Below are 21,713 nucleotides of genomic sequence, written 5' to 3'. Positions count from 1 at the left end.
GACTAAATAAGTAATGAAGGGAAGGAACAAAGAATTTCAATAAAATTATTAGTATATCTTCCTTAGGACAATCAAACAGACATTTTAGTAAAGTCGATAATACACTATAAAGTAAACCATTCCTTCCATAATGTAGAACTGATCTTTCTCAATACGCTCAATCACGCTTCAGTACTTATATAGGATTTTTATGTAAAGGGAACATGAACCGATACGAAATCGAATTCAAATTCTTTCGGAAAGGAGGGAATAAAGGAATGGTAATTTTGTCGACTGGTCCCATTTCCAATAATCTCATTGGTGGTGTTAGACCGTCCAGCTTCGTTACGATTAAAATAGATAATCGAAACGAGGCGGATTATTCAACGATCTTAATTGAGGGATTTTATTTAAACGGTACGAGAACTATATATGTTCAAGAATTGATGTTAGTACTAACAAACACTGTAATCACTCGTAACTATTCTGTAGAATTTGACGCTTTCGAATTTGTGTTTACGATCGTAGGTCCAGCTGAAAATGAAACGCAGGTTTCCTTATGGGGTAAAGATGAATCCCGGGAATTGGTAGCAGCCCATCGTATTCTATCGGACGAACTTTTAGGTAGCGTTGAAGTTGTAACGGGAGCAACGGGAGCGACAGGTGCAACGGGAACAACCGGAGTGACGGGAGTGACTGGAGCAACCGGAGTATCGGGAGCAACAGGAGCAACGGGAGTGACTGGAGCGACAGGAGCAACGGGAGCATCGGGAGCAACGGGAGTGACGGGAGCAACAGGAGCAACGGGAACAACGGGAACAACGGGAGTGACGGGAGCGACAGGTGCAACGGGAACAACCGGAGTGACGGGAGTGACTGGAGCAACCGGAGTAACGGGGGCAACAGGAGCAACGGGAGCAACGGGAGTGACGGGAGTAACTGGAGCGACAGGAGCAACGGGAGCAACGGGAGTGACGGGAGCAACGGGAGTGACTGGAGCGACAGGAGCAACAGGTGCAACGGGAGTAACTGGAGCGACAGGAGCAACGGGAGCAACAGGAGTAACGGGGCCTGTACCTGTATCGGCATTTAGAGTTAATAAAGATGATCAGCAACAATTAATTGGAGACACTGTTATCACCTTCCAAACTGTAGAATTTGATTTAAATGGTGAGTTTAACCCACTAACCTCAACATTTACGCCTATTCAGAATGGTATATATTTAATTATCGGATCGATATTCTTCGTAAATAATCTAGTTGCTGATTTCAAAGCATCTGTTCGTATTGAGAAAAACGGAGTGGTTGTTGCTGAAGATTCAGAAGTAAGTCTCGGTTCCTTTGGTAACGCAATTTACGTGGAAGTCTCTTCTATACTTTTATTACAGGCTGGTGATCAAGTACGTATCAGGGCTAACGCGTTGTCTGGCACAATATTTGCACAAGGGGGTATCGGTCTACCAGAACGTTGCCACTTTGAAGCTGCGAGATTTCCCTCGCCCACATAGAATCTTTTCTGTATCCCACTACCTGCCCATCGGAAGATAATGCAATAGGGTACTTGCTTAACGCGGGGGATTTGCTCTCGCTTTTTTTGCGGTTCACTGAGAAATGTCTATTTATTGAAGGCAAAGTTAAGCAACATCTGAGGTAGTTCTATGGTTTTTGAAGTATAAAAAATGTATTCGACTCTTATCCGGATATGCGGGACTATTTGGAGTAATTAATCAATTTATCCTCTCCTGCAACTCCCCTGACTTCCGGCGCCGCCGACTCATGAATACCAAAGACAATGCAATGATCGTGAGAATAATCCCAAGTACTTGAAATCCCTCAAAGCTGAACTTGCCTCTCATTACGATGCCTATCAACAAGGAAGAGAGAATGGTTCCCAAATATCTTGAAGTATTAAATAAACCGGATGCTACCCCGATCATTTCCTTGGGTGAACTTTGGAACAAAGCTGCTTGCATACCTACATTATTCAACCCATTGCTAATTCCGAATGCAGCCAAAGCCAGGCACACGCTAATAACCGGTGAAGATTGATTCAATGTCACGAGCCATACCGATCCCGCAGTCATCAATATTGCAGACACTAGTAGTGCCGGTCCTGGTCCGGATTTATCGATCCATCGTCCTGCTATTGGAGAAGTAACAAGAGAGCATAGGCCTAAGGTTAGCATAAGTATCCCTGTTTGATACTCGCTGACATGGCGAACCATTTGCAAGTAGGACGGAACTCCGAAAAAGAGTGAGTAAAAGAGTACATTGACGAGCATGAATTCCACATTAATCCATGTCATTGCAGGATATTTGGCGAATGTGCGTAAAGGGATAAAAGGCGAAGTCGCTTTTAACTCATGTCGTACGAACACCCCTAGCAGAGCGAGTCCTATCAGTGAAACAATGACATTTCCTAAAGCAATGTGCCCGGATGATTTTGCTGAGAGCAATCCAATGAGCAGGGCAACCAGACCCATTGTGAAGAGCAGAATCCCTGATCCATCTATCCAATCGAACCATTTGCGAAGAGACATGCCCGGTGCAACGGTTAATGACGAGTTTTCCTTAGGGATATTTCTCCAAGACAATAGAAAGCTCACTACCACAAATGGAATATTGACGAAAAAGATAGCGGGCCAGCCCCACCAGTGTATGATAACCCCGCCAATAAAGGGTCCAATGGCTGCCGCACCAGATAGGAAGATGGACAAAACAGACAGCGCTGTCGCTTGTTTTTCCGTTACATGAATTCGCACTATAGCCATCCCAACGGCAACCATCATGCTTGTTCCAATGGCTTGCACAATGCGGAACACGAGGAGCCACGCGAAGTTTGGTGCGAATGGAGCTAATAATGAGGCAATGAAGGCTACTACAAGCCCTGTAAGAAATATCTTCCTCCTACCAAATAAATCGCTGGCCTTTCCCATGACGGGTTGAGCGATGCTACTAGCGATGTAGAAAGAAAAAATAATCCAGGAAACACCTGTATAGTCAAGTTGGAATACATTTTGCAATCTTGGAATAGCAACAGAAACCATTGAAGAGTTTAATGGGTTCAATAGTATCCCTAGACCCACTGAAATCATTAACCACCAATTCCGAGCACTCATTTTGTGTCCCCCTAAAGCGTATTAATGTCATCCTACTTGATTTTAATTATTCATTCCAACGCATTTTATGTTATATTCTCATTGACTTAAAGGAATGAATGGGGTGCGAAATGGAACTTCTACAGCTGCAATATTTTCTCGCGGTAGCTCGGTTGGAACATGTGACCGAAGCTGCGCGAAATCTGCACGTTACTCAATCATCACTTAGCAAAACAATACAGCGCTTGGAGGAGGATCTAGGGGTCCCTTTATTCGATCGAGTAGGAAGGAACCTGCGTCTGAATGAGTTCGGAAGCAGATTTCTTCGCCGTGCAGAAAGAGCTTTGTTTGAATTGGAGCAGGGGAAGCAGGAGCTTAGCGATTTATCTCACCCGGAACATAACACGCTTGAATTAGCAGTGACCACCGCCAGTACATTACCCAATATCCTTCGCGAGTTTCGAAAAAAGAGACCTGATATTCAATTTCATGTGCAGATGCTGACTACGAAGGAAATGGTCACACTTTTGGATAGAGGAGAGGTGGATTTCTGCTTGTCCTCACCCCCTTTAGAAGGGGATGACATCGAATGCCAAGTCGTATTTATCGACCCAATCCTTGTAGCGGTTCCTAAGGGGCATCGGTTGGCAGATCGAAGCAGCGTATCTTTGATAGAGCTGAGAGATGAATGGTTCGTCGGGGTTAAGAGTGGTTATGGAACTCGGGATTTAATAGACTCTGTGTGCCAATCGGTTGGATTTACGCCTAAATATGTATATGAGGGGGATGAACCTGCAAGGTTGATCACTCTTGTGGAAGCTGAGATTGGACTTGCCTTCATACCAAGTACAGCAAGAAATTCACGGGAAGACATCAAATATCTCCAAATAGAGAATCACGAATTGGTACGGGAAATTGCTCTAATATGGCACAAGAGTCGGTACATTTCTCGGGCTGCTTTGGAATTTCGTGAGGTAGTTGTAGAATATTTCGGATCGTTATCCAAAGAGGTTTAAGACAATTGGGGATGGTTATCTAGAGGTATTTAACTGGATGCAAAAGAACAATTGCATCCAGCTCAAGGACGCATAGTCTATAGAAATATTTTATAATGAAGATGTAGAAGAATCAGGTAGTGTTTAGTTATCTGATGTTGGTTCTTCCATAAACCATGAGATATGGGTGCATCTCTTACAAATAAGTATAGCAGCGTTTTTATTCGCCCAGTCAAATCCTAGAAAGGATGCTCCGCTTGTGTTAAGCAGTTTATAATCCAGATGAAAGGTATCGTTTTGACAACAAGGACAGGTTATTCGCGCGCCTGCAGCACTGTATCTCATTTTAAAAACCTCCTGTGAATTTGTATAGTTCTTTAACGCATCGGAGGTTATTAAGGTTTCATGTACTCGAACTTACTAGTCAATTTGGGGTGGAATTATGAATAGCTGGGAAATAGCTTTGTCAAAGGTATGTGAGCTTTATTTTTCATCGGAAGTGAATTCGAAATTAGAATGGATCTTGGTTGGCTCGGTGGGTTCGGTTTTACAGGGCTGTGAAATGACTCCGGGAGACGTTGATATTTATACAAAAAATAAAGAAGGGATTGCACAATTTGCAGAACTTCTGAAGGAATATTCCTTGCTGGATAAATGTGAATTCCCTCATGGAGAGAACTGGTTATCCTCTTTAGAAGAACCTACATACACTCAGACCTTTTCTTCGGGCTTCTCATGGACAAAGGGGAGTTGGATCATCGATGGGTTTAAAGTGGAAGTTGTTCATATCTCCAATTCAGCGGGAATTCCTGATTCTATGGATGGTGATGGGATATGGGAAGGTGGTCAATTCATTTGGAATCGTTTTAGGAATGTAACAATCGGACGGTACACTATTCCTACGGTTCCTCTAGAAATACAGCTAGAATCAAATTTAAGAAGACAACGATCAGACAGGACACAAGCGATTATTACTGCATTGCAAAAATATGGCTACGATCAAGAACTAATCGAAAAAGCTCTATCAAAGAAACACTTACCTTATTTTTATTCTCAAATGAATTGAGCTAAGAAGGTTATTACTAAAAAGGGAATTAACTGGTATAATATGGTTTATAATCGAGAAAGGTGTTGATTTCTATGTCTGACTTTTTTGATCCAGGACCTAATCCAAATGTGACGGACCCTGGCGGTCATAAAGCAAACCATGATGTCAATGCGCAAAAATATCATACACAAGGTGTTCCTGGATTTTGGAGCGAGGTAATCAATCTCTTCATCGTGGTGGCAATAATTGCAGTTATTTTCTTACTCATATGGATCTTCTAATGGCCTTGTAATGAAAAAATGACAGCCCTCATTTAACTTGAGGGCTGTCATTATCGTTATTGAGCTGAGTATCCTCCATCGATGGAATTAATTTTCTGCCAATCCTCATCTGAGACAACATTAAATTTCATTCCATAAACATTCTGTTTCTGGCTTACTTTCTCTAGCGCTATCTCATTAATGTCTGCGGCAATAACGATAAGATCATTGTTAGTGTCAAAAATAGCCCGCCTGCGGTCATAACGCCACTTTTTGCAACTCCAAGCATTAAAGCCAGTCCTACTAATACCCACCACGCAAAATGGATTTTTTCTTGTTGTGATTCATGATGTCCTCCTCGTTTTCTCTATGATGAAATAACCTACATTTGCTCCATGCCGGACATTCACCCAATCATTCTTAAAAAATGCGATATTTCCTATAGACATATCATAGTTGTCGTCTATACAAATCTCATTCCTCAGACGGAGAAAGTATCCATCTGGAGCCAGTTATCTAAATTTAGATACTCAAATAAAATAAATTTAACAATGGAATCACTCTTTTAAATCGTACGGGAGAGGATGGTTATAAGGTGGAGAAAATTATAGAAGTACGGGGGATTAGCAAGGTCTACGAGAAAAGAAAGACGAAAGAGAAAATACATGCCGTTCGTGATGTTTCTTTTCATGTGAATCGTGGAGAGGTGCTCGGTTTACTAGGTCCCAACGGTGCTGGGAAAACATCAACAATAAAGATGCTCTGTGGTTTGTTAGAATCGGATGGGGGTTCTATATCCATTAATGGCTTAGATATTTGTAAGAAGAGACTCAAAGCGTTAGAGCATATCAGTGCTGTATTAGAAGGGAACCGGAATTTATATTGGCGTCTTACGGTTCGGGAAAATTTAGAATATTTTGCAGGTAACCGGGGGTACTCTCGGAAGCAAATTTCCGATCAGACAGATAAATTATTAGAGCAATTCAACCTTAAAGAAAAGGAGAATGAGCTGGTTAATGGATTATCTCGGGGGATGCAACAAAAGCTGGCAATCGCTGTGGCGTTATTAGCTAATACGGATGTCATCTTGCTGGATGAGCCAACGCTCGGTTTGGATGTTGAGGTTAGTTATGAATTACGAAATATTCTAAAAACGATAGTGAGGGAAGAGAAACGTACGATCATTATTAGCTCACATGATATGCCTGTCGTTCAGGAGCTGTGTGACCGTGCCATTATCATTAACAAAGGTGAGGTTGTGATTGACGACAGGGTGGAGAATTTACTTAAGTTATTTGAAACAAGGGCATATTCCATTAAATTAGGTGAGCAATTAAGCCCTGAACAGGAGAATAAACTGTTGAGTATATTCCCTTTAAGTACTTATAAAGCAAGCTCTCATGAAACGATCGTGGAAGTGAATTTAGAGCATGGTCAGGATATCTACGAGTTGTTCGATCTTCTGAAAGAGGAAGGAACGATGGTGGAAAGTATTGATCGAATAACCATTGATTTTGAACAAGTGTTTATTCAGATTGTGAAGGGAGGTAAGACTCATGAAATGGCTCCATTTATTTAATGCTAATTTTCGTAAGGAATATATTGAGTTGAAACGATATTTGCCGAACACGATTGCATTAGTAGTCACTTTTTATATTATATTTCTGGCTGCATTTTTTGGAATTATGTTCATAGGAGATCCAGCTAGTTTTGATACGAATGTCCAATATTCAATTGTAAGTGTAGTCTTTTGGAGCTTAACGATGATGACGATGAACTTTATTGGTTATTCGGTAATCACAGAAGCGACGCGTGGAACGTTAGAGCAGTTATATATGTCTCCCATGGGTGTGTGGAAAATTATGCTCACGCGGATCGTCAGTCAATTGGGCTTACAGTCCGTCATTATGATTCTCTTGCTGTTTGGTGCGATGCTAACCTCGGGACAATGGTTGAGTCTTAATCCCATGACAACGATCCCAATCATTATAGTTACTATGATAAGTATGGTAGGCGTTAGTTTTATGATTGCTGGTTTGGCTATTATTGTGAAACAAATTCAAGCATTTCTACAGATTTTCCAATTTGTCTTGATGGGACTTGTATTTGTTCCGATCACTGTAGCTCCGTTTTTAGCTTTTGCCCCATTCGTTAAAGGCGTGAATATGGTAAGAACGGTGATGCTGGAGAATCTAACGTTAACGGATCTATCTTTATCTGACTATGGCGTATTAATATTAAATTCGCTGGTTTATTTGATTCTAGGGCTCGTTGTGTTTGATCGCTGTGAGAAAATAGCCATGAAGAAGGGGCTTCTGGGGCAATACTAGCGCACACAATCGTTTATTTATTAGGTATAGCTAATACTTATAACCTGCCATAACTCATTGGTGTAACGGTATAGGCAATCGGATATGCTATATTAATTTTAATAATTTGTTCACGAGGAGATTAATATATGAGCACTCAAACCGAACCTAAAAAGCGAACCGTTACTCCATTTCGATATGATATTGTTGGCAGCTTCCTGCGCCCTCAGGCGTTGAAAGAGGCTAGATTAAAATTCAAGAACAGCGAAATTACAGCAGAGCAGTTGAAGGAAGTAGAGAACGACGAGATTGTGAAGCTCGTGCAAAAACAAAAAGAGGTAGGTCTTCAAGCGGTAACCGACGGCGAATTCCGCCGCTCTTGGTGGCATCTCGACTTCTTCTGGGGCTTTGATGGTGTAGAGCGGACCATTATTGATCAAGGCTACCAATTTAATGGCGCGGAGTCGAGACCAGAAACTGCCCGACTGACCGGAAAAATAAGCTACAGCAGCCACCCTTTTGTATCACATTATGAATTTTTAAAAGGCGCTGCTGGTGAGGACGTTGTTGCGCGTCAATCGATTCCTGCGGCTGCGCAATTCCTGTTTGAGCTGGATCGGGTAGAAAATAAGGAAAGCACGAATGAATTATACCCGAATCGTGAAGAGCTAATTTCGGATATTGCCAAAGCATACAAAGCGTCAATTCTAGCCTTTTATGCAGCGGGCTGCCGCAGCATTCAAATCGACGATTGCACGTGGGGAGCGCTGTGCGACGAACAGTTTATAGCATTTATGAATCAGGTTGGTGTGAATGTAGCTGAATATGCGAACGAGCTTGCGAAGTTGAACGAAGAAGTGGTATCCGGTCTGCCGGAAGATCTCGTTGTAACGACACATGTATGCCGAGGCAATTATGTTTCTACTTATGCTGGAGTAGGCGGAGGTTATGAACCTATCGCACAAACACTTCTGAACATCAATAACTACTCAGGTTACTATCTGGAGTTTGATACTGAACGTGCAGGTGACTTCAAACCATTACGCTTCCTAAAAGACAATCAGCAGGTCGTGCTTGGCCTGTTCTCTTCCAAATTTGGTGAGCTGGAGAGTAAGGAAGATATTCTAAAGCGTATTGAGGAAGCGAAGCAATATGTCGATCTAAACCGGATTTGCCTGAGCCCGCAATGCGGCTTTGCTTCCACGGAAGAAGGTAACCACCTTACAGAAGAGCAGCAATGGCGCAAGCTTGCTTATATTAAAGAGATTGCTGAAGAGATCTGGAATTAACTCTAATTAAAAAGTAGACAGAGACAATACACCTTTAACCATTCGGATGTTTATCCGTACGGTTAAAGGTGTATTTTGATTTAAAGAGTGTACATGGATTTACTTGGCGTGCTGTCACTATACCAGTGGATTGAGAGTAATTAGGGAAAAGCTCCCTAATAAAAGCCGATAATTACTTTAAATGAATGGAATCAGGGAATTCCTCCCTAAAAAACAGAGTGAAATCAAGATTTACCGTCAAATCAGTCGAATTTCAGGGAGGATTTCCCTAATTATTAGTCTGATGACCAGAATCCTCTGATAATAAGGGAGGAATTCCCTAATTATCTCCAGGGCGAGCATATGATTGAGCTTTACGGAGCAGAGAGACAGAGAATTAATTTGGAATTATTAACTCGCGGCACTTGCTGAGTTGCCCACGATTGTGGTTGCAATGGCAGAAAATTGTGAGTGTTCAGTAAGTAGAGGAAGCTTGGAATGCTCCTTCTGACCTTGGAGAACGAGTTGTTTTTGTGCCATCCTCAGCATTAAAGAAATCCCCCCCGTTTATTAAACGGGGGGGATTTAGTCTAAGAGGTATGAGGTGCCACTTATTAATTGTCTTTAGAGTGTCTTTCGCCAACCTGGAATTCATCGGCGTGTTCAAACATATATTTCACGGTCAGTGGCTCTTGCCCCGTCAATTTTTTAAAGTCGTCTGTAAAAATATCCATTTTCCCTTCACGGATAGCCTGTCCAAAAGTAACCATGCCTTCGGAAGAAAAGGGTGCTTCGGAACCTTCTTTAAATGCACCGTCGGTAGTTCTAGGCACACCCATGGCTTCGAATACGGCATAATTCTCTTCATCCGTATTTTCTTTGTAGGTGATATGATTACCGGTTACTACATTCCCGATCTTAATGAAGTCAGTAATCGTCATTAATTCTTGTCCATTGATATCAAGGATCGCTTCATGATAATTTTTGGAGGCTAGGGCATGAGCAACGGCTTTTGCACAATCCTTCCGCGAGATATAAGCCATTTTACCGTCACCCTGATTGTTTGTTAATACCCCGTCACCCTTCACATAAGTGAAGTAATTGGTAATCATCGCTTCCGCGTATTGGGAATTACGAAGGAAAATATAATCGAGCCCTACGCTTTGAACATAACGTTCGGTATAAATATGATCGATTTTTTCAACGCTTGGATTGGTTTCATCAGCCGCATTTACTAGAGAAGTATAAATGATCTGTTTGACTCCGGCTTCTTTGGCAGCATCAACCACATTTCTGTGTGCATTTTGGCGTTTCTCCCCAACAAAAGGCATGGAGATCAGAGCAAGTTTATCAGCATGAGCAAAAGCTTCGGCAAGGCCTTCCTTGTTATTAAAGTTGGTCACATGTGTTTCAATCCCTTGTTCCGCATATTCTTTCAAACATGCTGGATCGTAAGCGCAAAAAATGATTTGGTCCTTATCTACCAGCTCTAACAAATATTCCGCAGCTTGCTTCCCTAGATTTCCATCGACACCCGTCAACAATAATTTACCCATGATCATCGTCACTCCTTGTGGATATGATTTATACCCTTATAGTATGTGAAAAAATGAACATAGTCTAACACATAAAACTTATGGTCGATTGCTAAAACCAATTTGGATCTGCTGAAGGAAGGAGGGCAAGGCAGGGTTTGTATTATTTCTGAGATAACCAGCTTCGATTGCAAAGGTATGATGTGAATCCTCTAATGGGATTAACCGGACTTTATCTTGAAGATAGGCGAGCTGATAGTTATCCGGAAAAAAGCCAATTAAATTCTCCGTGATGATATAAAACAATTCTGTCTCCACATCGTCTGCGGTTCGAAGGATGTTAGGCTGATAGCCGTCTTCAATTGCATGCTGGATCATTAGATGATAAGAGTTTCCAATAGCTGTTGGATTCAGCATGACTAGTGGATGTTCATATAACTCCTCTTTGGCGATCGATTCATGATGAAAAAGAGGATGGTGATGACTCACAGCCGCACAATAACGTCCCTTATATAAGGGATAGGTTACAATGTCCTCTTTTCCCTGAAACTCGGAGTCAAAGGCAATAGCTACGTCGTAGATCCCCTTTTGCAAGTATTCTGCAATATCTTTTAGCAATACTTTATTCAGTTCCAGCTTAATATTCGGATGATGATCCTGAAATGAGGGAATCAATTTCAACAAACTTTGGATATCCGTCATCGCCGCATATTCGATACTCAGGGATTGCGTATTATACTTTTGAAAGTTTTCCATGCTCATCTTCATATGGTTATATTGCTTCCAGAGGATGAGAGCTTCGCCATAGAAAAGCCATCCGGCTTTGGTTGGTTCGATAGGGATCTGCTTTCTGTCAATCAATTGAATGTTGAATTCCTCTTCAAGCGCGGCGATTTGTTGACTAATGGTGGTCTGCGATACATAGTTCTTTTTAGCTGTTTCGGTAAAATTTCTGCATTCAACGAGATCAATAAAATATTTAATCCTTCTTATGTTCATAGGATCCTCCGCTTACCGCTGTTTGCTTTATTATACCCCAGATAGCAAGAAGAGAGCCTCATTTACGAGACTCCCTTTTTGTACTCATCCTATTTTGTATAGTTATCGAAATAACCTTGAATATAAATCATCGGTGTTCCTTTATCGCCACTACCAGAAGTCAAATCAGATAATGAACCAATCAGGTCCGTTAATCTACGAGGAGTAGTCCCTTGTGCTTCCATCGCACCAACCAGGTCATCATTTTTATTCTGGATGTATTTAGAAATGGCTTGTTTCAGCTCTTCACCACGAAGATGAGAGAAGTTGTTATCGGCCAAATATTTCAATTTCACTTCATTTGGTGTTCCATCAAGTCCTGCAGTGTAAGCAGGAGATACAACTGGATCTGCGAGCTCCCAGATTTTTCCGACTGGATCTTTGAATGCTCCATCGCCATAAACCATAACTTCTACAGTTTTACCTGTAATTTCTTTGATTTTTGTTTGGATACCATCTACGATAGGTTGGCAGTTGTTTGGAAATAGTTTTACGCTTTCTTCTGTTGCTTTATTGGATCCAAGCAGACCATAAGCTTCGTTAAAGCCACTGCCATCAATGGATTGTGTAAGAATATCATCCAGACCAAATACTTTTTCAGCACCGTTGTTTGTGAGAATACGCTTGGTTCTGAAGCGAGTGTGAATATCGCAAGTTAATACATTTTTTGTATAGTTTAAAATGGTTTTTGGGTTGTTGGAGAAGATGACTTCGCAAGCCACACCTTCAGCTTCAATCAAACCTTTATAATATTCGATATAGTCAACACCTGTGAATGGGTGCTTAATATAGCCGAAAAGCTCACGGAATTGAGCCTCTGTTAACACATCCGTCCATGGATTAACGCCCTTAGCATCTAATTCGTCGATGTCTACAAGATGGTTGCCCACTTCATCAGCTGGATAGCTTAGCATTAAGACTACTTTTTTTGCTCCTTTGGCAATTCCACGTAAGCAGTTAGCAAATCGGTTACGGCTAAGGATAGGGAAAATAACACCCACAGTTTCTTCACCGAATTTTGCCTTTATATCAGCAGCAATATTATCAATTGTCGCATAGTTTCCTTGTGCCCGAGCCACAATGGATTCCGTTACGGTTACAATATCACGATCCTCGATCGTGAAACCTTCGACTGTTGCTGCATTCAATACCGTTTGCACTACGATTTCTTCAATGTTATCCCCATTGTTAATGATAGGCCCGCGGAGTCCACGTACCACTGTTCCAACTACTCTTTCCAATATGATCTCTCCTCTTATAAGAGTATACTCTATATATAAGTAATGGTTATAAACCCTATATTACTATACCCTTTTAGAGCGATATAAGTAAAATTAATGTTTATAATATCTAATATAAAAATGGTTTATAGATATAGAAGCTTTTAGAGGTTTTTTGCATTGTCGTTAGAGATAGAAAATCAATTTCTCGGGGAGGGAGAGCCGTATGAACAAAATGGACCGTTTGTTAGCTATAGTGCTTGAATTGCAGCGTAATAAAGTGTTGCGAGCGGAGGATTTGGCGGCTACGTTTGAAACGAGCGTGAGAACTATTTATCGGGATATTCAGGCACTTAGTGAAGCGGGCGTATCCATAATAGGAGCGCCAGGGCAAGGCTACTCCTTGATTGAGGGCTATTTCCTGCCACCCGTTAGTTTCACGCTGGACGAAGCAGTGACATTGCTTATCGGGACTGACTTTATCGAGCAGTGGTTTGATGCCCACTATGGCAATAAGGCTAGAAGTTCTAAAGCAAAAATAGAAGCTATCCTGCCAGAAGCCATCCGCACTGAAGCATCACAGATCCGCAAAAGTTTTCGTTTATTTGCATCCGCAGCAGATATAGCACCAATACAAGAAAAGGCATGTCTGGAAGCTATTCGTCGAGCGATATTGGAGAAAAGGAAAATAAGATTTCGTTATTCCAAAAGAATCGCCGAAGCCGATGGGAACCGTCAAAGTATTCGTACGGTTGCTCCTTACGGACTTGTGCTTCATCAAGGATCATGGGTACTCGTCGCCTGGTGTGAATTGCGTCAAGACATCCGTCATTTCCGGTTATCCCGAATGAGGGAGCTTATTGATCTGGAAGATAAATTTATACGGCCAGCGGATTTTCAATTGGAGGTATACCAACCTCCTGATGATCGTAACGTTCATGTGATTATCTTAGTCCATTCTGACATAGCTGATAAGGTAAGGGAATCGAACAATTTCTATATGGAAACTATAGAGGATCATGCGGAAGGCTTACGGGTTACTTTTCGAGTTCGAGAGCCAGCGGAATTGCTGCAATGGGTGCTGGGCTGGGGAGGTGGCATGGTTGTGCTAGAGCCGGAATCTTTTCGCCATCAAGTGAGAAACGAACTAGAAATAATGTTAAAACGCTACTGACATAACGCTGTCAGTAGCGTTTTTGTATACTTGGATAATCAATGACTACAGGAGCTGATATATAATGATTACAACAAAAGAAGCCTTACAACGTTTCGAAGAAACTGCGACATACTATATTCATGAAGTAGAGCGATTCAATCTGGAGCAGCTGAAGCAAAAGCCAAGTGAAAACGAGTGGTCCATCGGACAGATGGTTCAACATCTCATTAACTCGGCACTGTATATGCAGCTTCGTAATATTGATCAATGTCTGGTGCTCAACCAAGATCCCTTGGTATCTCATGTGGGGAAAACCGAGGATGGTGCGGCTATATTTGCACAAGGCAGTTTTCCGCCCATTCGTATTCAGGTTCCGCCTTCCGCCCAATATACGCCGGAGCAGCCGGAGAGCAAGGAACAATTAATTCAAGGGCTACATTCAGTCATCCAAAGAATGAGAGAGATCGAACCGTCTCTTGAAAAAGCGTCCAAACAAAATACCGTATCTCACCCGCGATTCGGTGGACTATGCGCGGAGGAATGGTTCCTGCTTATTGAGATGCACTATCGTCATCATCTTCTGCAGCTGGAGCGATTAAACAATGAATTGTTTCGGAAAGTGTTGTAATACCAAAAAAGAGGCCGTTGCTGATCTACAGCAACGGCCTTTCGTCGTAAAAGAAAGGATCTTAATTTCCTGAGCCAAGCGTCGCTTGAACATAATCTTTATATTCACTCGGATTAACTCCAAAATGCTTCTTGAAAAGTCTGGTGAAATAAAATTGATCATGTATACCGATTTGCGTAGAAATCTCTTTGACATAAGGGTTGCCCTTTAGAATTAACTCTGCGGCTTTCTCCATTTTTACGGTGTTAATGTAATGAATGATACTCTGGCCGACTTCTTCTTTAAAGATTCTGGATAGATAGTTCTCACTTAAGTTGACCTGCTTGGCAATCAGAGATAAGGTCAGCTTTTTCTGATAATTTGCATTGATATAATCAATAGTTTGTTTAACATCCCTATTATGGGTAGTCACAATCTGTTGTTTTTGATGTGAGAATAATTGAAATAAAAGCTCCATCTGCGTTAGAATCTCAGCACTTCGTTTACTGTTTGCAATATTCTCAATAGTTGTTTTCAAAAGCTTTGGATCTTCAACGATAATGTGAGCATCGCATAATGGAAGATAGTGCAGACAATTGACGATGAATGTTTTGGCTTCAGCCGGCTTTATTTGTTTCGATCTGCAGGTCTCAAGGAAATTTTGAGTGGCTTGATTAACGGCTTCAACGCCCGAACGTTTCCAGGCCTGTATTAAATTCGTAGAGAACTCATGAACGTTTTCGAAATCGAGCGTATCATTTAAATGGACAATCTCGGGATCAATAATCGTTATTTCGTTGTAAAATTGGATTTCCAAGGATTCTTTACATCGTTCTAGCATTACTTTCGCCTCAGCGTATCCTCTAATGGGCTGGGAATAAACAATGGTAGGGGTAATGGAAATATACATTTTGATCAACTGAATGACTCTATGGATAAAGTCGGTACGGATAATTTGCTGATTGTCTAAGGTATCAGTGGAGATTAGCAGCAACAATGCATTCGATTCAAGCTGAATAATTTCGAATTGATCTACGGTTTCCAGGATATCTAAGATGATGTTTTCAATGAAGGATACCGATAGCTGGTTTTTCCGTTGGCTAGGGCTGGCGCTATTTTGCTCAAAGGTGATGTAGAACAAGTAGCAGCTATTTTCACTAAAAGCGAGTGTTATAGAATTTTGCTGCTCAAGCTGATTCATATCATAATATGGGTCGGTAAAATAATCTTTTAAAATCGCATTCTTCACACTCTTTAAATTGTGTTGCAAGAGCTGAGATTGTGTCTCTAGCTGCTGCTTGGACTGAAGCTGTTCTTGGATTAGCTGCGTGGATTTCTCCAGCAACTGGATGAGGTCCGCAGTCTTCATACTAATCTTAAGCATATAATCTACAGCGCCAAGTACTAATGCTTCACGAACCAATTCATACTCCCCGTGGTTACTTGCCACCAGGATTTTCCCGGCAAACCCTCTGTTATTGAGTTCTTTTATCAGCTGCAAACCATCCATATTGGGCATTTTGAGATCTGTAATGATGATATGTGGATTAAACTTCTCAACAAGGGTTAAAGCTTCAACTCCGTCAGAGGCTGTAGCACAGATCATATATCCAAGCTCTTCCCATGGAATCATGGTTCTGAGCGCGACTTTTACAATGGGTTCATCATCCACCAGCATTACATTATACATTGGATACACTAGTATCACCCCTTATCTTCTTCGTAGGTTTGTTTGGGGATAATCAGGCGGCAACAGGTTCCTTGACCCACCAAGCTTGTGATGAATAGTCCGTAGCTCTCACCATATTGAAGCTTAATGCGATCGGCTACATTAGAAATTCCGATACCGGACAGCGTATCAGCCTTTTCCGATTTTTTCGTGTCAAAGCCTTTTCCGTTATCAATGATTTCTATAACAAGTGTGTATTCATTTTTTGCGTATGCCCTAATGCGGATAAGAACTTTTCCTCCAATATCCGTAACCCCATGGATGATAGCGTTCTCAGCGATCGGCTGCAGAATAAGTTTAGGGATCAGACTATGTAATACCGATTCATCTAGATCATATTCAACATCAAATCGATCAGCATAACGTATTTTTTGAATAGCAAAGTAATTGTCCAGATTATTAAGCTCTTGTTTGATGGTTATTTCCTCATCTTGATCGATGATGGTACTGCGCAGTAATTCTGCGAGAGAGGAGATACCATCACTTAGCACCGGAACCTGGTTAATCATTGCGAGCCATCGCAAGGAATTTAGAGTGTTGAATAAAAAATGAGGGTTAATCTGTGATTGTAGCATTTGTAATTCAAGCGAACGCTGCCTCTTTTGATCTTTCTGTTGATCCTCTATCAGTTGCTCAATCCGGCTGACCATGCTATTAATCCTATTAGCCAGAACACCCATCTCATCGTTGCTGTGATCTTCTATACGATTGGATAAATTGCCATAAAAAATTTGATTACAGAAGACAATGATTTGTTTGATAGGCTTTAGGATACTTTTATACAAGACGATGATAATTAGGATACAAAGGATTACAATGATGCTGACGACGATAAGGAGTCCAGTGGTGATTTTACTTGTCTCAGAATTAATATAAGAGAAAGGAACCGTAGAAATCATGTACCAGCCTAATTGATTATTATTGATATAGGAGATCTGATGCATTTTGCCATTGACTAAGCCTTGAAAGGAATGGTTCTTCTGAGCCTCTTGTTCCTTGATTTGCTTAAACAGTTGACCTTTATCATAGGCTTCTCCAAGTGTTGTACCCTTTAGGTTGGAGGACATCACTATTCCTTCTCTATTCATGATAAGCAGATTAGAACCTGTTCCTAAGTCCACACTGGAAAGAATGACTTTTGAGAATAACTCCCCGCCGATAAAAACAAACACATAACCTAATGGAACGCCAATGTCTTCTTGATCAAAAATTTTACGCCCCAGGACAATCGTATGGGAAGCACGATAGCTTTTTACATAATTAAGACTGTCATAAGGGGCATTCAGATCTACCTGTTTCATGATTTCCCCATACTTTGGATTGGGAATGCCGTCATAGCCTAATTCATAAATAGGTTCGTTCTTGGAATCTATGATCCGAACGTTCTGAACATATCCCGGATAAATGGTTCTGTACACATTATCCATAGCGTGGTTAATAGTAGCATTGCTAGGAGCGGGTTCATTAGGTGCTGCCGTTAAACGCTCCTGAATAATAGGATTGGTAGAAACAGATCCGGCAAGATATTGATAGTTATTAAGCTCGCTTAACATCGTTCGATTGAGCAGTGTCAAAGCCTGAAAGGTAGATTTGCTTAATTTATTGTTAATGGATTTGGAGTAGATAGTATAGGAATAGAAACCTATAAAGATGATTGGAATCACGGAAACGATTAAGAAGATAACGGTTAAGCGATTTTGAATTTTAATTTTTCGTATGATTTGTGGGGGACTAGGAAAATACCGCTTCCCTTTGTTATGACTCAGGTGGATGACCTCCCATTCGATATCCTTTACTTACAAGTTAACATAAAAAGAAGAATGGAATATATATGCATGGGAGAAAAGCAAGAATAATCTATGGAATCGTTAGTATTATCCATTCCTTTAACCGCTAAGTTTACAAGTCATGTGATGCTGATGAATAAACATATCTGAAACCTGAATGAGAGATGGATAAAATAATACATAGGTACGTTTGTATTGTAAATGTAAATAAAACGTAAACACTTCTATACTTAATTTATCAGATAAAGCGTTTTCAATAATTAATCTGTGGTTGGGTCATTAGTAAGAACATCTTAAGGAGGGCGTTTATGAGAAAGACAATGAGTACGTTATTAGCAGTTACGCTGTTGGGTGTAGGATTGATTGGCTGTGGGAATAGCACGAATACACCAGCTGCCTCAAAGGATTCGAATTCAACAAAAGCTACGAGTACAGCGGAAGCGACAAGTACAACGAACGCCGAGAATACTTCTAAAGAGGATGCTAAGAAGGATTTTGATAACAAGGAACTGAGTATTGCTGTATTCCAAGGGGGATATGGCGCCGATTATTGGAATGAAATTGTCAGTAAATTCGAGAGTACTTATCCAGGGGTAAAAGTGAATATGACGATCAACCCTAAGGTTGGTGAAGTGATTAGACCACAGATTGTTGCCGGTAATCCTCCTGACTTCCTATCTGTTACGGATACAGAGCAAAGTGGGATTATGCTTTCACTCATTAAAGAAAAAGGACTTCTAGATATCAGTGATGTATTCGAAAGCAAGGCCTTAGATAAAGATGAGACGCTAAAGGATATGATTCTTCCAGGAATGCTGGACAGCACAAGATTTCAGCCGTATCAAGACGGGAAGATCTATCTGGCACCTTTTAACGCTGGACCGATGGGCTTGATTTACAACAAAACTTTGTTCGCGGAAAAAGGCTGGAGTGTTCCTGAGACTTGGGACGAGTTCTTTGCATTAGGCGATGAGCTGAAAAAAGAAGAGAACTTCTTGGTCAATGCAGATGGAACGAAAACGAAAAGAGCGTTGTTCACTTACCAAGGTATTTATCCGGACTATTTGGAAGAAATTCTGTATCCTGCGATTGCTAGTGCGGGCGGTAAAGAAACGTTGGATAAAGTCTTTGCTTATGAGGAAGGTTCATTTAAGAACGACACGATCAAAAAAGTATTGGATATATTCTACAAAATATCTAAAGACGGATATCTGATGGATGGCACGGTCGCTTTGAACCATACCCAATCGCAGACCGATATGATGATGGGGAAAGCGTTGTTTATTGTAAACGGCAACTGGATGGAAAATGAAATGAAGGATTCACCAAGAGAAAATGGCTTTGAATTTGGGATGACAACCGTTCCTGTATTTAATAAAGGAGATCAGAAGTACGTGCTTTCCAGCTATGAGCAATTCTCCATTCCAGCAAAAGCTAAAAATCCAGAGCTGGCTAAAGAATTCTTAAAGTTCCTGTATACGGATGAGTCCGTTAAATTATTCGCGGAAAAAGCTAATGGTGCGTACGCACTTAATGGTGCGAAGGAGCTGTCGAAGCCATACTTGACCAAAGGTGTATATGACATGTTTGAGGCTTACAATGGTTCCATTTCAATTCTGCAAGGCTGGCAATCCTTACCGAAGGGCTCCAAAGTTAGTGTAGTCACTGAAATGTTCAAGAATACGATGACGCCAGTCATGACAGGTCAAATGACCACTGACCAATGGATGGATAATGTTGAAAAAGCTTTTGCACAGATTCGTAAAGAGAAAGAAGCTAGTAAATAATTTATAGCATCTCATGCCAATGCATCCTGTTAAGAATGGATAAGGACATCTATGAACAGGATGCATTTTGCATGAAGAGGAGTGAGAAAGATGTCTGAGATGCAACTAACGGAAGTAGCTCCTAGAAACAGAAAAATAAAGACTAAGTCAACGAAAACTAAAAATCCGAAGCTATTCATAGCCGTATGTACCATTCCTGCGCTCCTGTTGACTCTCGTATTTATGATCATTCCAACCTTTCGGGCATTCGTTATGTCTTTTACGGATGCAACCGGGATGAGTGATGAGAACAAGTTTATCTTTCTGGATAACTATAAATATATGTTCCAAGATGAGATGTTCCTCAAAGCGCTTAGTAATACGTTCAAGCTGATGCTGGTCGTGCCGGTAGTTACCTTAGCCTTTGGCTTAGTGCTTGCTTTTCTATTGACGCAGACGAAGCTGAAAGAGAGAGGCTTTTACCGGACGGTATTCTTTTTCCCCAGCATTATCTCTTTGACGGTAGTCGGGATCATATGGTCCTTTGTGTTTCATCCGAACATGGGGATCTTGAACAATATTCTCTCAAGTATTGGGCTGGATCAACTGACTATGACTTGGCTTGGGGATAGCCGAACTGCATTATGGTGCGTTGCGGTCACTCTGATCTGGCAGGCGGTTGGTTACTATATGGTGATGTATATCGCTGCAATAGATGGGATTTCTGCGGATGTGTTCGAGTCGGCGACCATTGATGGTGCAGGATATTTCCGGAAGCTTGTCAGCATTACGATCCCACTGTTAAAAGAAATCATTGGAATAACCTTCGTGCTGTCCCTGGCGGGTACGATCAATTTAAGCTTTATAGTCGTAACAATCATGACCGGCGGTGGACCGGCAGGTGGTACTACTGTATTACTCCATTACATGTACACTCAAGGGTTCCAAAATGCGAACTTTGGTTATGCCATGGCTATCGCAATCTTTACGCTTGCGTTTGCCTTTGTCCTTTCTTTTCTGTCTAGACTACTTACAAATCGAGCAGAAGGGTAGGGGAGAAGGGTGAATAGTAATCAACAGAGTCTTATAAAAATGAACATTATCAATTGGATCACTCGGCTGTTTCTGATTGTAGCTACTATTGTTTTGTTATATCCGTTTGTATGGAATCTTTTAGCCTCATTTAAGAGCAATACGGAATTTCTAACCGATCCATTCTCCTTTCCACAAGCCTTACACTTGGATAACTATGTACGTGCTTTTCAGAAATCCAAGATGGGAAGTTATTTCCTGAATTCTATCTTTCTAGTGGTGCTTTCCACTGCGATTCTAGTTATTTTTGTGGTCCCTATAGCTTATGTATTAACGAGATTTAAGTTTTGGGGTTCCAAAATGATTCTTAATATTTATATGGCCTGTATCTTTCTCCAAGCTTCTTATATCATGGTTCCTTTATTTATTCAGGTGAATTCTTTCGGGATGCTGGACAATCGCGGGATGCTCGGTTTGATCTATGCTGTCCTTCAGTTTCCTTTTGCGATCTTTGTGTTAAGCGGATTTCTGCGATCTGTCCCTAGAGATTATGAAGAGGCCGCCAAGATTGACGGTTGCGGGAATACAGGGGTACTCGTCAGAATCATTGCGCCACTAGCTAAGCCGGGAATTGTAACGGTCTGTATGCTGGCAGCGATGGGCTTTTGGAATGAGTATCCACTGGCATTAGTTCTAATTCAAACGGATAGCAAAAAAACATTACCGGTGGGTTTAGCCAATCTGTTTGAGGTTCAAAGGTATGCTACAGATTGGAGCGCACTATTTGCCGCATTGATCTTGGTACTCATTCCAACGATTCTCCTATATGTGGTAGGACAAAAACAATTGCTCCAAGGAATAAGCGCTGGTGGAATTAAGGGCTGAA

At 41.2% G+C, this 21,713-nt stretch carries 19 protein-coding genes; 12 read left to right on the top strand and 7 right to left on the bottom strand.

Translation table 11 applies throughout. The features are described 5' to 3' along the window. The first annotated feature begins 257 nt into the window (after positions 1 to 257). On the top strand, positions 258 to 1,487 hold the full coding sequence (locus MHI27_RS22930; RefSeq protein ID WP_405174781.1) for a hypothetical protein: 1,230 nt from the start codon (positions 258 to 260) through the stop codon (positions 1,485 to 1,487). 219 nt (positions 1,488 to 1,706) lie between these two features. Here MHI27_RS22930 and MHI27_RS22925 read toward each other — a convergent pair whose 3' ends face one another. After that, complete coding sequence (locus tag MHI27_RS22925; RefSeq protein ID WP_405174780.1) at positions 1,707 to 3,098, bottom strand: MFS transporter; 1,392 nt, start codon at positions 3,096 to 3,098, stop codon at positions 1,707 to 1,709. Positions 3,099 to 3,208: 110 nt separating this feature from the next. Between MHI27_RS22925 and MHI27_RS22920 the strand changes: the two genes are divergently transcribed. From MHI27_RS22920 to MHI27_RS22895, 6 genes are all read left to right on the top strand, one after another. Further along, positions 3,209 to 4,093: a LysR substrate-binding domain-containing protein gene (locus MHI27_RS22920; protein WP_341146056.1), complete on the top strand. Its 885-nt coding sequence runs from the start codon at positions 3,209 to 3,211 to the stop codon at positions 4,091 to 4,093. A 421-nt stretch (positions 4,094 to 4,514) separates the two neighbouring features. Next, positions 4,515 to 5,138, top strand: coding sequence for a hypothetical protein (locus MHI27_RS22915; RefSeq protein WP_405174779.1), 624 nt, complete (start codon positions 4,515 to 4,517; stop codon positions 5,136 to 5,138). 74 nt (positions 5,139 to 5,212) lie between these two features. After that, positions 5,213 to 5,401: a hypothetical protein gene (locus tag MHI27_RS22910; protein WP_042129995.1), complete on the top strand. Its 189-nt coding sequence runs from the start codon at positions 5,213 to 5,215 to the stop codon at positions 5,399 to 5,401. A 574-nt stretch (positions 5,402 to 5,975) separates the two neighbouring features. Next, positions 5,976 to 6,959 (top strand): ABC transporter ATP-binding protein, encoded by a 984-nt coding sequence (locus MHI27_RS22905; RefSeq protein WP_341059884.1) that lies wholly within the window; start codon positions 5,976 to 5,978, stop codon positions 6,957 to 6,959. Then, positions 6,937 to 7,710 carry an ABC transporter permease gene (locus tag MHI27_RS22900; RefSeq protein WP_076284690.1) on the top strand — a complete coding sequence of 258 codons (774 nt, stop codon included), beginning with the start codon at positions 6,937 to 6,939 and terminating at the stop codon, positions 7,708 to 7,710. Before MHI27_RS22905 ends, MHI27_RS22900 begins: the two co-directional genes overlap by 23 nt. 128 nt (positions 7,711 to 7,838) lie before the next feature. Beyond that, positions 7,839 to 8,978, top strand: a complete 1,140-nt coding sequence (locus MHI27_RS22895; RefSeq protein WP_076300776.1) for a 5-methyltetrahydropteroyltriglutamate--homocysteine S-methyltransferase — start codon at positions 7,839 to 7,841, stop codon at positions 8,976 to 8,978. 390 nt (positions 8,979 to 9,368) lie between these two features. Here MHI27_RS22895 and MHI27_RS22890 read toward each other — a convergent pair whose 3' ends face one another. The 4 genes from MHI27_RS22890 to MHI27_RS22875 form a co-directional block, all read right to left on the bottom strand. Then, complete coding sequence (locus tag MHI27_RS22890) at positions 9,369 to 9,506, bottom strand: hypothetical protein (protein WP_405174778.1); 138 nt, start codon at positions 9,504 to 9,506, stop codon at positions 9,369 to 9,371. A gap of 65 nt (positions 9,507 to 9,571) precedes the next feature. Then, positions 9,572 to 10,513 carry an NAD(P)H-binding protein gene (locus MHI27_RS22885; RefSeq protein ID WP_405174777.1) on the bottom strand — a complete coding sequence of 314 codons (942 nt, stop codon included), beginning with the start codon at positions 10,511 to 10,513 and terminating at the stop codon, positions 9,572 to 9,574. Positions 10,514 to 10,591: 78 nt separating this feature from the next. Then, positions 10,592 to 11,491, bottom strand: a complete 900-nt coding sequence (locus MHI27_RS22880) for a LysR family transcriptional regulator (RefSeq protein WP_405174776.1) — start codon at positions 11,489 to 11,491, stop codon at positions 10,592 to 10,594. Between the two features lie 89 nt (positions 11,492 to 11,580). Next, complete coding sequence (locus MHI27_RS22875; RefSeq protein ID WP_405174775.1) at positions 11,581 to 12,771, bottom strand: coenzyme F420-0:L-glutamate ligase; 1,191 nt, start codon at positions 12,769 to 12,771, stop codon at positions 11,581 to 11,583. A gap of 205 nt (positions 12,772 to 12,976) precedes the next feature. On the opposite strand from MHI27_RS22875, the gene MHI27_RS22870 reads away from it, so the two are divergent. Together MHI27_RS22870 and MHI27_RS22865 are read left to right on the top strand one after the other, a co-directional pair. Beyond that, positions 12,977 to 13,924: a helix-turn-helix transcriptional regulator gene (locus MHI27_RS22870; protein WP_405174774.1), complete on the top strand. Its 948-nt coding sequence runs from the start codon at positions 12,977 to 12,979 to the stop codon at positions 13,922 to 13,924. A gap of 64 nt (positions 13,925 to 13,988) precedes the next feature. Next, a complete protein-coding gene (locus MHI27_RS22865; protein WP_405174773.1) occupies positions 13,989 to 14,534 on the top strand; it encodes a DinB family protein in 546 nt (181 codons plus the stop codon). Positions 14,535 to 14,595: 61 nt separating this feature from the next. On the opposite strand, the gene MHI27_RS22860 is transcribed toward MHI27_RS22865, so the two are convergent. Together MHI27_RS22860 and MHI27_RS22855 are read right to left on the bottom strand one after the other, a co-directional pair. Next, the gene (locus MHI27_RS22860; protein ID WP_405176781.1) at positions 14,596 to 16,203 is read right to left on the bottom strand and encodes a response regulator; all 1,608 of its coding nucleotides are present in this window, start codon (positions 16,201 to 16,203) and stop codon (positions 14,596 to 14,598) included. Positions 16,204 to 16,217: 14 nt separating this feature from the next. Further along, positions 16,218 to 17,906 (bottom strand): sensor histidine kinase, encoded by a 1,689-nt coding sequence (locus MHI27_RS22855; RefSeq protein WP_341124437.1) that lies wholly within the window; start codon positions 17,904 to 17,906, stop codon positions 16,218 to 16,220. 431 nt (positions 17,907 to 18,337) lie between these two features. Here MHI27_RS22855 and MHI27_RS22850 point away from each other — a divergent pair, with 431 nt between their 5' ends. From MHI27_RS22850 to MHI27_RS22840, 3 genes are all read left to right on the top strand, one after another. Continuing rightward, on the top strand, positions 18,338 to 19,816 hold the full coding sequence (locus MHI27_RS22850) for a carbohydrate ABC transporter substrate-binding protein (RefSeq protein ID WP_405174772.1): 1,479 nt from the start codon (positions 18,338 to 18,340) through the stop codon (positions 19,814 to 19,816). A 90-nt stretch (positions 19,817 to 19,906) separates the two neighbouring features. After that, positions 19,907 to 20,848 carry a sugar ABC transporter permease gene (locus MHI27_RS22845; protein WP_341124440.1) on the top strand — a complete coding sequence of 314 codons (942 nt, stop codon included), beginning with the start codon at positions 19,907 to 19,909 and terminating at the stop codon, positions 20,846 to 20,848. A gap of 9 nt (positions 20,849 to 20,857) precedes the next feature. Continuing rightward, complete coding sequence (locus MHI27_RS22840) at positions 20,858 to 21,712, top strand: carbohydrate ABC transporter permease (RefSeq protein WP_339242971.1); 855 nt, start codon at positions 20,858 to 20,860, stop codon at positions 21,710 to 21,712. The last annotated feature ends 1 nt before the right edge of the window (position 21,713 follow it).

This window comes from Paenibacillus sp. FSL H8-0261, assembly GCF_045040645.1.
In the GTDB taxonomy this organism is placed as follows: Bacteria; Bacillota; Bacilli; order Paenibacillales; family Paenibacillaceae; genus Paenibacillus_AQ.
This window is presented reverse-complemented; position numbering and strand designations above follow the sequence as displayed.